9 protein-coding genes, 1 rRNA gene and 1 other annotated feature are annotated in these 13,940 nt (G+C 42.4%); of the genes, 7 read left to right on the top strand and 3 right to left on the bottom strand.

The features are described from left to right. Window positions 1-213: 213 nt before the first annotated feature. The 3 genes from GKR61_RS14705 (at window position 214) to GKR61_RS14715 (ending at window position 4,299) form a co-directional block, all read left to right on the top strand. Window positions 214-1,308, top strand: coding sequence for a 3-deoxy-7-phosphoheptulonate synthase (locus GKR61_RS14705; protein WP_154600387.1), 1,095 nt, complete (start codon window positions 214-216; stop codon window positions 1,306-1,308). A gap of 13 nt (window positions 1,309-1,321) precedes the next feature. After that, entirely contained in the window at window positions 1,322-2,443 is a 1,122-nt protein-coding gene (tyrA, locus tag GKR61_RS14710; protein ID WP_154600386.1) for a bifunctional chorismate mutase/prephenate dehydrogenase, read from the top strand. 299 nt (window positions 2,444-2,742) lie between these two features. After that, window positions 2,743-4,299 carry a methyl-accepting chemotaxis protein gene (locus tag GKR61_RS14715; protein ID WP_036949840.1) on the top strand — a complete coding sequence of 519 codons (1,557 nt, stop codon included), beginning with the start codon at window positions 2,743-2,745 and terminating at the stop codon, window positions 4,297-4,299. Between the two features lie 67 nt (window positions 4,300-4,366). On the opposite strand, the gene pheA is transcribed toward GKR61_RS14715, so the two are convergent. The 3 genes from pheA to bamD all read right to left on the bottom strand — a co-directional run bounded on the left by pheA (window position 4,367) and on the right by bamD (window position 7,295). After that, complete coding sequence (gene pheA / locus GKR61_RS14720; protein WP_036949843.1) at window positions 4,367-5,539, bottom strand: bifunctional chorismate mutase/prephenate dehydratase; 1,173 nt, start codon at window positions 5,537-5,539, stop codon at window positions 4,367-4,369. 25 nt (window positions 5,540-5,564) lie between these two features. Then, window positions 5,565-5,684 (bottom strand) — a sequence feature (Phe leader region). 168 nt (window positions 5,685-5,852) lie between these two features. Next, window positions 5,853-6,182, bottom strand: a complete 330-nt coding sequence (gene raiA / locus GKR61_RS14725; RefSeq protein ID WP_036949847.1) for a ribosome-associated translation inhibitor RaiA — start codon at window positions 6,180-6,182, stop codon at window positions 5,853-5,855. 384 nt (window positions 6,183-6,566) lie between these two features. Continuing rightward, window positions 6,567-7,295: an outer membrane protein assembly factor BamD gene (bamD, locus tag GKR61_RS14730; protein WP_036949850.1), complete on the bottom strand. Its 729-nt coding sequence runs from the start codon at window positions 7,293-7,295 to the stop codon at window positions 6,567-6,569. Window positions 7,296-7,432: 137 nt separating this feature from the next. Between bamD and rluD the strand changes: the two genes are divergently transcribed. The 4 genes from rluD to GKR61_RS14750 all read left to right on the top strand — a co-directional run bounded on the left by rluD (window position 7,433) and on the right by GKR61_RS14750 (window position 13,928). Next, window positions 7,433-8,410 (top strand): 23S rRNA pseudouridine(1911/1915/1917) synthase RluD, encoded by a 978-nt coding sequence (gene rluD, locus GKR61_RS14735; protein ID WP_036949853.1) that lies wholly within the window; start codon window positions 7,433-7,435, stop codon window positions 8,408-8,410. Continuing rightward, the gene (gene yfiH / locus GKR61_RS14740) at window positions 8,410-9,144 is read left to right on the top strand and encodes a purine nucleoside phosphorylase YfiH (RefSeq protein ID WP_036949856.1); all 735 of its coding nucleotides are present in this window, start codon (window positions 8,410-8,412) and stop codon (window positions 9,142-9,144) included. The genes rluD and yfiH overlap by 1 nt, the downstream gene beginning before the upstream one ends. A 125-nt stretch (window positions 9,145-9,269) precedes the next feature. After that, window positions 9,270-11,843: an ATP-dependent chaperone ClpB gene (gene clpB / locus GKR61_RS14745; RefSeq protein ID WP_036949859.1), complete on the top strand. Its 2,574-nt coding sequence runs from the start codon at window positions 9,270-9,272 to the stop codon at window positions 11,841-11,843. Between the two features lie 545 nt (window positions 11,844-12,388). Further along, window positions 12,389-13,928: ribosomal RNA gene (locus GKR61_RS14750) — 16S ribosomal RNA — on the top strand. Window positions 13,929-13,940: the final 12 nt, after the last annotated feature.

A 13,940-nucleotide genomic window follows, 5' to 3' on the forward strand; every position in this document is an offset into this window, starting at 1 on the left:
TTTTTAATATGAACTCATTCTCTTTGAATTCTATAATATTATTTAAATTCAATCAGATAAAATGGTGTAACTTTTTGTGTACATGTAATTGAATTATTTTACGGTTTTGGATTGAAATCTTTACGATGCATGATATGTTATCTCTCACGCACCAAACACAAGATCGATAAATAACATCACTAACAAATAATAAGCTAATAAGTAGGTAATCAAATGATCATGCAAAAAGATGTACTCAATAACGTGAATATTCAAGACGAGCAGGTTCTTATCACCCCTGAAAGTCTGAAACAAAAATATCCATTGAGTAACAGCAATCTGCATGCCATTGCGACATCGCGTAAAGTGATTGCTGATATTATTCATCAGCGTGACCCGCGCTTACTCGTGGTATGTGGTCCTTGTTCAATTCATGATGTAGATGCTGCCATCGAATACGGTGAGCGTTTACAGAAGCTTGCTGCTGAGTTAAGTGATAGCTTATATATTGTGATGCGTGTGTACTTTGAAAAACCACGTACAACCGTGGGTTGGAAAGGCTTAATTAGCGATCCATTTATGGATGGCAGCTTTGAAATGGAAAAAGGGCTGCATATTGCCCGCGATTTATTGACCAACTTAGTGAATATGGGATTACCACTGGCGACAGAAGCGTTAGATCCTAATAACCCACAATACTTAGGTGATTTATTCAGTTGGTCAGCAATCGGAGCGAGAACCACGGAATCCCAAACTCACCGTGAAATGGCATCCGGCTTATCAATGCCAGTGGGTTTTAAAAACGGCACAGATGGCAGTTTATCTACCGCCATCAATGCGTTAAAAGCTGCAGCAATGCCGCACCGCTTTATGGGAATCAACCAATCCGGTCAAGTTTGCTTACTGCATACCAGCGGTAATAAAAATGGCCATGTGATCTTACGTGGTGGTAAAACGCCTAACTATGATGAGCAAGGCATCGCTGCTTGTGAAGCTGAAATGAAAAAAGCGGGGCTAGAACCATCATTAATGGTGGATTGCAGCCACGGTAACTCAAATAAAGATTTTCGTCGTCAGCCACTGGTGGTTGATTCAATTATCGATCAAATTGTTAATGGTAATGAATCAATTACAGGTATTATGCTTGAAAGCCATATTAATGAAGGCAACCAGTCATCAGAACAGCCACGTGAAAATATGAAATACGGGGTTTCGGTGACAGATGCATGCATTAACTGGGAAGAAACTGAGTCTGTGTTGCGTAAATTACACCAAGCATTATCACCAGTGCTTGAGCAGCGCGGGCAAAAATTAAGCAAAGTGAGCTGAGCAAGGGATTGGTATGTCTGCTGAATTATCCCATTTACGGGAACAGATTGATGAAGTTGATAAGTCATTATTAGATTTGCTCGCCAGACGGCTTCAGTTAGTGGCTGAAGTTGGTGAAGTCAAAAGCCAGCACGGATTACCTATTTATGTGCCTGAGCGTGAATCTAGTATGTTGGCGGCTCGCCGAGCAGAAGCGGAGCGAATGGGGATCCCGCCTGATCTGATTGAAGATATTCTTCGACGGATCATGCGTGAGTCCTATGCGCGCGAAAATGACAAAGGATTTAAAACACTGAACCCTACCGCCGGTCCGATTGTGATCGTCGGTGGGAATGGGAAAATGGGGCGGTTATTTCATCGTCTACTTTCCCTTTCTGGCTATCAGGTTAAATTGCTGGGTGAGCAGGATTGGGATAATGCGGCTTCGATAGTCTCTGGTGCAAGCGTGGTGATGATTAGTGTACCTATCCACCTCACTGTTGATGTCATTAAACGTTTGCCTACTTTAGACCCAGAAACAATTTTAGTAGACATTGCTTCTGTGAAGCAAAAGCCACTCGAGGCCATGCTATCTGTGCATCAAGGCCCTGTATTAGGATTACATCCGATGTTTGGTCCTGATATTGGAAGTGTTGCCAAGCAAGTTTTTGCATTCTGTGATGGGCGAAAGGCGGAGTCTTATCAATGGCTGCTGGAGCAGCTACAAGTTTGGGGCGCACGTTTGAAAGCGATTAAGCCTGAAGAACACGATCGTAATATGAGTTTTATTCAGGCGTTACGCCACTTTACGACGTTTACTTATGGGCAAAATTTAGCGAAAGAGCAGGTTGATCTACAACAGTTGTTGGATCTCTCTTCCCCAATTTATCGTCTTGAATTGGCAATGGTAGGGCGCTTGTTTGCACAAGATCCACAATTGTATGCAGATATCATCATGTCTTCGGACGAAAATGTTGAATTGATCCGCCGTTATTACCAGCTTTTGGGGCAATCCATTGAAATGCTGGAGCGCAAAGATAAAGCTGAATTTATTCGACAATTTGAGCAAGTCAGCCAGTGGTTTGGTGAAGATGCACATCATTTTATGAAAGAAAGCCAGTCTCTATTACAGCGGGCGAACGATAACCGTAAATAATTTCTTTTAGCCATTACTCTATAAATCGATGAAAAAGGGTAATGGCTATCTTTATGCTAAAAGTGCTAAATGCATTTCCATTATTAATATTTATAATAAATAAGTAATTGTACTTATTTCTGTAGTTTATCCTAAATTTATAATTGAGTTTCTTCCTTAAGTAGGTTTATCCACCAATTAATTAGAAATTAATCAATTTATAATATCGATATTTATAAATTAAACGATTTATCTAATAAAGATCCCTTGCCATTGACCGATAACACTAATCATTAAATGATGATAAGTGTGGTAAACCTATGTCTTTTAAGAACCTCAAAATTAGTTTGAAATTAACTATCGCGTTTGGCGTTTTCATCACGCTAATTGTTTTAAGTTCTCTATTTTCATTAGTAAATATGAATCGAGCAAATGAAAGCATTCAGAACGTCATTTTTAAAAGTTATCCAATAACCGCTAATGCAAACTCGGTGATGGATAATTTTTATTCTTATATTGGTATCCAAGAATTGATTTTATTGGATGACCGAGGGAGTGAAAAACGCAAGGAAGAGCTAGTTAAAATTAGCCAAAATATTTCTGATCTGTTGGATGAGTTGGATCGAAGTATAACTGATAGCCGTTCTCGTGAAGTGCTTGATAATATCCAAGAGGTGAGAGCTAAATTTATTAGTACTCAGCAACAGATGATGGAGTTTATGAATCAGGGAAATCGTCAAGCTGCGATTGAAATGATGATGACAAAAACATCAGCTATTCAGCGAGAATATCGTGAGCAAGTCCAAAACCTGATAGCCATCCAAAATATGTTGATGCAAGAAACGGGTTATCAGGTGGAAGATGACTATAAAGCAAATCGTGTTTTATTGGCATTTTTATCAATCATTAGCATTGTTGTGGGCTGCGTTATGGGGTGGTACATCACGCGTATTATCACTAAACCTTTAGAGCAAGCGGTTGATTTTGCTAAATCAATTGCCAGTGGTGATTTGACCCAAAATATTCAAGCGCAATCTAAAGATGAAACTGGGATCTTACTTGAATCGCTCAGTGAAATGAAAGGGCACCTACTTGAGATTGTCCAAGAAGTTCAAAATGGATCTGAGAGTATTTCTGCGGCAGCAGGGCAAATTGTTGCGGGTAATCAGAACTTAGCCGCTAGAACGGAAGAGCAAGCGGCTTCTGTTGAGCAAACGGCAAGTTCGATGGAGCAAATTACATCCACGGTACAGAACACCACAGAACATACCCATGAAGCGACAATGTTAGCTGACAATACGGCTGTGACAGTCAAAAACAATGGTCAGATGATGGTTCAGCTAACCGATAAAATGCGCGCAATTAATGGTTCATCTCAAAAAATGACGGATATTATTAACTTAATCGACTCTATTGCCTTCCAAACGAATATCTTAGCCTTGAACGCGTCTGTTGAAGCAGCAAGGGCAGGAGAGCATGGTCGTGGTTTTGCGGTAGTAGCGGGTGAAGTGAGATTATTGGCGCAAAAAAGTGCTGCATCGGCCAGTGATATTCGTTCGTTAATCGAAAACTCCTCTTCACAAACCCAAGAAGGTATGGAATTGGTTGAACAAGCTAGCCAGCAGATCCACGGTATGGTCGCCAGTGTTGAAGAGATGAATGCGTTATTGCGTGAAATTGGTCAAGCGAGTAGGGAGCAGAGCGATGGTATTTCACAAATTAACAGCGCCGTGGGGCAATTGGATTTAACAACACAACAAAATGCGGGGCTGGTGGAAGAGTCGGTCGTAGCGGCAGATTCGTTGAATGACCAAGCTTACCACCTTCAAGAGCTGGTTAATTACTTTAAACTCAGCGCGACAATACAAAAATCGTGATTGACAGAAATCGTAATTAATAAAAATAACACAGGCTAATGACCTGTGTTATTTTTTTGAGCCAAAATTAAGGCGTCATTTTTTCTGGTTCTACAGGAACGATATTTTCAGATGGGTAGCAGCCAAGAATTTTAATTGAGCGGGTGATCTCAGCTAATTCTTTCAGTGCTTGTTGCATATTATCTGAACGCAAGTTAGCGTGAACATCTACATAAAACATCTCTTCCCACGGCTTACCATTAATTGGGCGAGATTCTAATTTACTCATCACTATCTTATTATTTTTTAAGATAATTAAAGCATCCACTAATGCACCGGCTTGTTGACCTGTTGTGATCAATAACGTCGTTTTCGCTGGAACTTGTTCAGTTACTTCAATCGCTCGTGGAGCCACAACAATAAAGCGAGTCATATTAATTTGCTGATTCGCTAAGTTATGTTCCAAAACCGTTAAGCCATACAATGCTCCGCCAGCCTCACTACCTAATGCAGCAACATTAGGGGAATTATGTTCTGCCACTTTTTGCATTGCTGTAGATGTGCTGTCGCAATATTCAATTTTCCAATGAGGGAACTGAGATAAATATTGGCTACATTGCTGGAAGGGCTGAGGGTGGCTATAAACTGTATCAATCTTGCTTAATTCACTACCTGGCGTGGTCAACAAGCAATGGTTAATTGGCAAACGAATTTCACCGACAATGGACAATGATGTATTTTGCAGTAAATCGTAAACATCATTTATTGCCCCTGAGCTGGTATTTTCGATAGGTAAAATACCGTAATCTGCTTGACCACTTTCAACGAGTGAGAAGATATCTTGAAACTTATGGCAGCTGCATTCAACCAGTTGATCAAAATGACGAGCTGAATATTGACGCGCGGCAACATGGGAATAAGAACCTTTAGGTCCTAAAAATGCAAATCTTGCGGTATCACTTGGTGTCAGATTTAAATGTTTTTGTAAGATAGCTTGTTGAGTAAGGACAGAATCCTCAATGATCATCTGAAACAAGCGTGTAATATAAAAACCATCAAGACCCAGAGGTGTGCCTTTATTAATTAATACATCGAGTAATTGTCGTTCGCGCTCTTTGTCACGGATTGGGCGGTTATCATCGATTTTGGTTTCAGCAACTTCAATTGCATAGCCTCGACGTTTTGCAAGAAGCCCAAGGAGTTCACTGTCTAACTGGCTAATTTTCTCACGGACTTTCAGTAAATTAGTGCTATTTTCCATTCTGCGACCCTATCAAACATCAGTGAATAAAAAAGCCCCCTAGGTAGGGGGCTTTAAAATATTGTCTTCTTTTTTTTCTCGAACGACAAAAGCCCCTTAATGTGAGTGGCTAAAGAAGAAAAAGAAAACAGTATTTAGTTTCATGGGAAATCCTTTCGAGTGAAGTTATTCAAATAGACATGATAGTGAATGAGAAGTCAACAAAAAACAGCGCAGAATGTAAAAACGCGCCCATGATGAGCGCGTTTGGAAGGTTTCAAGATAAGTGGATTGATAATATAAAAATATAACGTAACTACTTAAACGCAACTGATTACAACGTTTCTAGATTCGCTTCTTTTACACTATTAGTTGCCCTTCTTGATTCTCCTTTATGTTGCACTTTGTTTAACTGTCTTTCGAGTTTGTTGATAAGGTCATTTATTGCAACGTACATATCTTCATGCTTAGCACTTGCTACCAACTGTCCGGTAGCGGTTTTTATGTTGGCATCAACCATAAAACCTTGAGGCTCTTTCGATAGCACCACATGGGGGCTAATTAAGGAAACTTGCCATTTATCGAGTTTTGCTAGACGGCTTTCAATGTGTTCACGAATTGCTGGTGTGATGTCCATTTGTTTGCTAGTAATGTTAACTATCATATAGTTACCTCTCATTGTTTCCGTCTTTGATGAATTCAGAATACCGATATCTAGGAATAAAAAATTGATCTAGATCACACTTAAATTATGGGGAAGGGGGTACCCACTTGAAGTGTGATTTTGGCTAAAAAAGGCAGGTAAAAGGATTGCCAAAATAACTATATTGAGGGAGACTGAGAGAGTTGGCTATCAACACGGTAAATAGCCGGTACTTTTTTTGGGTAAAATTTTAGATTATGAATTTTAAAAGAAAAAGTTCAAAACTATCCCCACACTCTGATTCATCTTCAAACCCACTGCATTTCAAATCACGATTAAAATTATCAAAAAAAACAGCAGCCGAAGCTGCCGTTCTTATTTCAATCGATAGCGTTAAAAAGCAATTTATTGGTTTGCTGCAATAATGCTGCCGACTTTGTTTGCTTCTTTGTCTAAGCCCATCTCTTTATACGCAATTTCCATATATCCGAGCGCTTGACGCGTTGCTTCTGTATCTGGATAGTCACGTAACATTTGTTGGACACGATTAACAACCGCGACATAGGCCCCACGTTTGTTGTAATATTCAACGACAGAGAGATCAAATTTTGCCAAACGATCTTTTAAGTAAACTAAACGCTTACTTGCATCGTTGGAATATGGGCTGTTCGGATAGTAACGAACTAATTGGCTCAAGTCTTTGAACGCAACCAATGCGTGTTGTGGGTCTCTGTCAGAGCGATCGATACCAAAGAAACCTTGTAACATGCTGTCATCTAACGCCATTGCCGTTAAGCCACGCATGTAAAGTACGTAGTCAATATTGGGATGAGTTGGGTTTAAACGCATGAAACGGTCAATTGAAGCTATCGCCATTGGTAGCTCTGCTGATTTATAATAGGCGTAAATCAGGTCTAACTGTACTTGCTGAGCATACGGACCAAACGGGTAGCGGTTATCCAACGCTTCAAACTGTTTAATTGCCGCGTTATAGTTACCGTCCTGTAATTTTTGCTGACCTGTACTATAAATCTCAGCTGGGGAACTATCGGGGCTGACTTCGTTATTGCTGGAGCATCCGGCGAGAGCCAGGCTCAACGTGGCAGCTGCCACCAGATATTTCATACGTATCATCACGTGTTGGTTATCCTCTGACTGTATCGAGGGAGTCTATCCGTAAGGCTCCCGGCAAAATTCGAGTTACAATAGCATACATTTTAAATGAAACGGCAGCGCCGTCAAAACACAAACACCAAAAAGTAGATTAATTTATGGCTCAACAAGTACAATTAAGTGCAACTATCGCTGAATCACAGCTTGGTCAACGTTTAGATCAAGCTTTGGCTGAATTGTTCCCTGATTATTCACGTTCTCGAATAAAAGAATGGATCTTAGACGATAGAGTGCAGGTTAACGGCAAAGTTATCAATAAGGCAAAAGAAAAAGTTTTAGGTGGTGAACAAATTTCCATCGATGCCTTGATTGAAGAAGATAGCCGTTGGGAACCTCAAGATATTCCACTTGACGTTGTTTATGAAGATGAAGATATCCTAATTATTAATAAACCGCGTGATTTAGTTGTTCATCCGGGGGCGGGTAATCCAGACGGAACCATTTTAAACGCATTATTATATCGCTATCCTGAAATCGCGGATGTACCAAGAGCGGGCATTGTTCACCGTTTAGACAAAGACACAACTGGGTTGATGGTCGTCGCTAAAACGGTCCCTGCACAAACTCACTTAGTGGAAGCGTTGCAACGCCGTGAAATTACACGTGAATATGAAGCGGTCGCTGTTGGCCGTATGACAGCAGGCGGTATGGTCGAAGAGCCAATTTCTCGCCATCCAACCAAAAGAACGCACATGGCTGTTCATCCAATGGGCAAGCCTGCGGTAACTCACTATCGAGTCATGGAGCATTTTCGCGCTCATACGCGCTTACGTCTACGCTTAGAAACCGGAAGAACGCATCAAATCCGTGTTCATATGGCGCATATCAACCATCCATTAATCGGTGATCCATTATACGGCGGTCGACCACGTCCACTGAAAGGAGCAACAGAAGAGTTCCTCGAAGTGATGCGTAATTTTGATAGACAAGCGCTACACGCAACAATGCTGCGTCTTTATCACCCAATCACAGGAATCCAAATGGAATGGCATGCGCCATTACCTGATGATATGGTGAAATTGATTGAAGCACTGAAAGCTGACACTGAACTTCATAAAGACGATATGGACTGGTAATGAATACGTTGATTTTCCCTGATTGGCCGCAACCTAAAAATATTTCAACATGCAGTACAACTCGTGCAGGTGGAGTGAGCCTTCCGCCTTTTGATAGCCTAAATTTAGGTGACCATGTTGAGGATTTGCCTGAGGCAGTCAGTGAAAATCGCCATCGTCTTGAAAAGCTTGCTCAATTACCACAGCAACCCGTGTGGCTTGAGCAAGTACATGGTACTCATGTTCTGCATTTAATGGGAAGCGAGATTGAAAATCGTCAAGCGGATGCGGTGTATACCAACCAAGTTGGTCAAGTGTGTGCCATCATGACAGCAGATTGCTTGCCAGTATTGTTTTGCAGCCGCGATGGTAAAGAAGTGGCAGCGGCTCATGCCGGATGGCGAGGCCTCTGCAATGGCGTATTGGAAAATACGCTAGCGGCATTTAATGCACAACCGAGCGACATTATGGCGTGGATGGGGCCCGCTATTGGCCCTGAAAAATTTGAAGTTGGCGTAGAAGTTAAACAAGCATTTACTGGTCAATCTGCCGATCTTGCAGATGCGTTTACACCTCACAATGACAAATTTCTGGCAAACATCTATTTACTGGCGCGTAAAAAGCTACAAGCCGCGGGCATTTCAGCCATTTATGGTGGTGAGTTTTGTACGGTCAGTGATGAAAACAGATTTTTTTCCTACCGACGAGAGGGGAGAACGGGGAGAATGGCATCCCTTATATGGATAAATAACTAGTTCATGGAATGATATTCCAAATTAACAAATATTGAAAAAATAATCCCGCCTAAAACTTGAATATTTAAAAACAGACCGCATCTTATCTTCAGTAGCAATTTTAATCATATTCTATTGGAGGTGTTATGCGTCTGGATCGTTTAACTAATAAATTCCAGCAAGCTCTCGCTGACGCCCAGTCATTAGCCCTTGGGCGCGAAAATCAATTTATTGAACCAATTCATTTACTCAGTGCTTTGTTTAATCAAGAAAGTGGTACCGTGCGTCCATTATTGACGACGCTCGGCGTGAACGCAGTTACGTTCGAAAACAAAATTGAAGATGCATTGGCTCGACTCCCTCAAGTGCAAGGTGTTGCTGGGGATGTACAACCATCAAGTGACTTAATGCGTCATTTGAACTTATGTGACCAGCTTGCTCAGAAAAATGGGGATGACTTTATCTCCTCAGAATTATTTCTGCTCGCTGCTTTAGAAGCCAATACAACCCTCGCTGATATGTTGAAAGCGGCGGGTGTTAATAAAGACAATTTGAAAAAGGCAATAGAACAGATGCGTGGTGGCGAAAAAGTGAATGACCAAAGCGCTGAAGACCAGCGCCAAGCTTTGAAAAAATTTACCGTTGATTTAACCGAACGTGCAGAACAAGGGAAATTAGACCCAGTTATTGGCCGTGATGAAGAAATTCGTCGTACCATTCAAGTATTACAACGTCGTACTAAAAATAACCCAGTATTAATTGGTGAACCTGGTGTAGGTAAAACAGCGATTGTTGAAGGACTTGCACAGCGTATTGTTAATGGTGAAGTCCCTGAGGGATTGAAAAACAAACGTGTTTTATCACTGGATATGGGGGCTCTGATTGCAGGGGCGAAATATCGTGGTGAATTTGAAGAACGTTTGAAAGGTGTTCTGAATGACCTTGCTAAACAAGAAGGTAACGTCATTCTGTTTATCGATGAATTACATACTATGGTGGGTGCGGGTAAAGCCGACGGTGCGATGGATGCCGGTAACATGTTAAAACCTGCACTGGCTCGCGGTGAACTGCATTGCGTGGGGGCAACAACCCTTGATGAATATCGTCAATATATAGAGAAAGACCCTGCGTTAGAGCGTCGTTTCCAAAAAGTATATGTTGCAGAACCATCCGTGGAAGACACCATTGCTATCTTGCGTGGTTTGAAAGAACGTTATGAATTGCACCATCATGTGCAAATTACTGACCCAGCTATTGTGGCGGCAGCGACGTTATCGCACCGTTACATTACTGACCGTATGCTGCCAGACAAAGCTATCGACTTAATCGATGAAGCGGGCGCTAGCTTACGTATGCAGATGGATTCAAAACCAGAATCTTTAGATAGATTGGAAAGACGTATTATCCAATTAAAACTGGAACAGCAGGCACTGAAAAAAGAGTCTGATGATGCCAGTAAAAAACGTCTGGAAATGTTAGAAGAAGAGCTGGCGGAAAAAGAGCGTGAATATTCTGCATTAGAAGAAGAGTGGAAAGCAGAGAAAGCATCATTAACTGGCACTCAACATATCAAAGCTGAATTAGAAAATACGCGTATTGAAATGGAAAAAGCGCGTCGTAATGGTGATTTGGCGAAAATGTCTGAGTTACAGTATGGACGTATTCCTGAATTAGAAAAACAGTTAGAAGTGGCGACGAAAGCAGAAGGTAAAAGCATGAAGCTTTTACGTAATAAAGTTACTGACGTCGAAATCGCAGAAATTCTGGCTCGTTGGACAGGTATTCCAGTATCAAGAATGCTTGAAAGCGAAAGAGAAAAACTGTTACGGATGGAGCAACAATTACATCAACGTGTGATTGGGCAAGATGAAGCGGTTGTGGCTGTGTCGAATGCTATCCGTCGTAGTCGTGCAGGTTTATCGGATCCTAACCGCCCAATTGGTTCGTTTATGTTCTTAGGCCCTACAGGGGTAGGTAAAACAGAATTATGTAAGGCACTAGCAAACTTTATGTTTGATAGTGACGACGCCATGGTTCGTATCGATATGTCCGAGTTTATGGAGAAACACTCTGTATCTCGTTTAGTCGGTGCACCTCCAGGATATGTGGGTTATGAAGAAGGTGGTTATTTAACTGAAGCGGTAAGACGCCGCCCATATTCAGTTATTTTGCTGGACGAAGTTGAAAAAGCGCACCCAGATGTATTTAACATCTTGCTGCAAGTATTAGATGACGGTCGTTTAACTGATGGGCAAGGTAGAACGGTAGATTTCCGTAATACCGTAATCATCATGACTTCAAACTTAGGTTCTGATCTTATCCAAGAACGTTTTGGCATGATTGGTTATTCAGAAATGAAAGATATGGTGATGGAAGTTGTCGCTCATAACTTCAGACCTGAATTTATTAACCGTATTGATGAAGTTGTGGTATTCCATCCGTTAGGTAAAGAGCAAATTACGAATATTGCGAATATTCAGTTAGCTCGTTTATATAAACGTTTGGAAGAACATGGTTATGAAGTCACTGCAACAGCGGCTGCATTAGAGAAAATTGGTGAAGCTGGTTTCGATCCAATCTTTGGTGCTCGTCCGTTGAAACGTGCAATTCAGCAAGAGATTGAAAACCCACTGGCACAAGAAATTCTGTCAGGCAGATTAATCCCAGGTAAACCAATTACTCTGGATGTTGAAAACGATGAAATCGTAGCAAAGCAGTAAGTAAGCGCTAGGTTATTATCGAAATGTAAGTTAAAAGGCGACCATAAGGTCGCCTTTTTCATATAAATATTGCCCCAAATGGCATTTTTTGTTGAAAAAATACACGTGAAGTATAAAGGGTAATCAGTTAGAAATTATTTTGCAAAAAACACTTGCCAGATTTTTCTGACTCCCTATAATGCGCATCCACTGACCGGGAACAAGCCAACACAAAGCGCGATGGACACTGAACCGGCAGCGAGAGAATCTGAAAAGATTAAGTAAAAAAAATACTTGACTCTCAATGAGGAAAGCGTAATATACGCCACCTCGCGACAACGACCTAAGTTGATAAAAACTGAGTCGAATTTCTCAAGAAATGTCGCACCGCTCTTTAACAATTTATCAGACAATCTGTGTGGGCACTCACAGGACACTATCAAAAAAATATTTGATTTTAAGTCTTGAAGAGTGACTAACACGTTAATTCATATATATGAACTAATAGGTAATTTGGTTTCTTCGGAAATCAAACGACAGTAACATTCTTTGAGCATCAAGCTTTTTAATTGAAGAGTTTGATCATGGCTCAGATTGAACGCTGGCGGCAGGCCTAACACATGCAAGTCGAGCGGTAACAGGGGAAGCTTGCTTCTCGCTGACGAGCGGCGGACGGGTGAGTAATGTATGGGGATCTGCCCGATAGAGGGGGATAACTACTGGAAACGGTAGCTAATACCGCATAATCTCTTAGGAGCAAAGCAGGGGAACTTCGGTCCTTGCGCTATCGGATGAACCCATATGGGATTAGCTAGTTGGTGAGGTAATGGCTCACCAAGGCGACGATCCCTAGCTGGTCTGAGAGGATGATCAGCCACACTGGGACTGAGACACGGCCCAGACTCCTACGGGAGGCAGCAGTGGGGAATATTGCACAATGGGCGCAAGCCTGATGCAGCCATGCCGCGTGTATGAAGAAGGCCTTAGGGTTGTAAAGTACTTTCAGTTGGGAGGAAGGCGTTGATGCTAATATCATCAACGATTGACGTTACCAACAGAAGAAGCACCGGCTAACTCCGTGCCAGCAGCCGCGGTAATACGGAGGGTGCAAGCGTTAATCGGAATTACTGGGCGTAAAGCGCACGCAGGCGGTTGATTAAGTTAGATGTGAAATCCCCGGGCTTAACCTGGGAATGGCATCTAAGACTGGTCAGCTAGAGTCTTGTAGAGGGGGGTAGAATTCCATGTGTAGCGGTGAAATGCGTAGAGATGTGGAGGAATACCGGTGGCGAAGGCGGCCCCCTGGACAAAGACTGACGCTCAGGTGCGAAAGCGTGGGGAGCAAACAGGATTAGATACCCTGGTAGTCCACGCTGTAAACGATGTCGATTTGGAGGTTGTTCCCTTGAGGAGTGGCTTCCGGAGCTAACGCGTTAAATCGACCGCCTGGGGAGTACGGCCGCAAGGTTAAAACTCAAATGAATTGACGGGGGCCCGCACAAGCGGTGGAGCATGTGGTTTAATTCGATGCAACGCGAAGAACCTTACCTACTCTTGACATCCAGAGAACTTAGCAGAGATGCTTTGGTGCCTTCGGGAACTCTGAGACAGGTGCTGCATGGCTGTCGTCAGCTCGTGTTGTGAAATGTTGGGTTAAGTCCCGCAACGAGCGCAACCCTTATCCTTTGTTGCCAGCGATTCGGTCGGGAACTCAAAGGAGACTGCCGGTGATAAACCGGAGGAAGGTGGGGATGACGTCAAGTCATCATGGCCCTTACGAGTAGGGCTACACACGTGCTACAATGGCGTATACAAAGAGAAGCGACCTCGCGAGAGCAAGCGGAACTCATAAAGTACGTCGTAGTCCGGATTGGAGTCTGCAACTCGACTCCATGAAGTCGGAATCGCTAGTAATCGTAGATCAGAATGCTACGGTGAATACGTTCCCGGGCCTTGTACACACCGCCCGTCACACCATGGGAGTGGGTTGCAAAAGAAGTAGGTAGCTTAACCTTCGGGAGGGCGCTTACCACTTTGTGATTCATGACTGGGGTGAAGTCGTAACAAGGTAACCGTAGGGGAACCTGCGGTTGGATCACCTCCTTACCATTGAAGTGT

The organism is Providencia sp. wls1916 (genome assembly GCF_009706585.1).
Lineage (GTDB): Bacteria > Pseudomonadota > Gammaproteobacteria > Enterobacterales > Enterobacteriaceae > Providencia > Providencia lanzhouensis.

Bases quoted from the DNA above. Each gene is read 5' to 3' on its own strand.
- GKR61_RS14705 (WP_154600387.1), top strand. From the start codon at position 214: ATGATCATGCAAAAAGATGTACTCAATAACGTGAATATTCAAGACGAG.
- tyrA (WP_154600386.1), top strand. From the start codon at position 1,322: ATGTCTGCTGAATTATCCCATTTACGGGAACAGATTGATGAAGTTGAT.
- GKR61_RS14715 (WP_036949840.1), top strand. From the start codon at position 2,743: ATGTCTTTTAAGAACCTCAAAATTAGTTTGAAATTAACTATCGCGTTT.
- pheA (WP_036949843.1), bottom strand. From the start codon at position 5,539: ATGGAAAATAGCACTAATTTACTGAAAGTCCGTGAGAAAATTAGCCAG.
- raiA (WP_036949847.1), bottom strand. From the start codon at position 6,182: ATGATAGTTAACATTACTAGCAAACAAATGGACATCACACCAGCAATT.
- bamD (WP_036949850.1), bottom strand. From the start codon at position 7,295: ATGATACGTATGAAATATCTGGTGGCAGCTGCCACGTTGAGCCTGGCT.
- rluD (WP_036949853.1), top strand. From the start codon at position 7,433: ATGGCTCAACAAGTACAATTAAGTGCAACTATCGCTGAATCACAGCTT.
- yfiH (WP_036949856.1), top strand. From the start codon at position 8,410: ATGAATACGTTGATTTTCCCTGATTGGCCGCAACCTAAAAATATTTCA.
- clpB (WP_036949859.1), top strand. From the start codon at position 9,270: ATGCGTCTGGATCGTTTAACTAATAAATTCCAGCAAGCTCTCGCTGAC.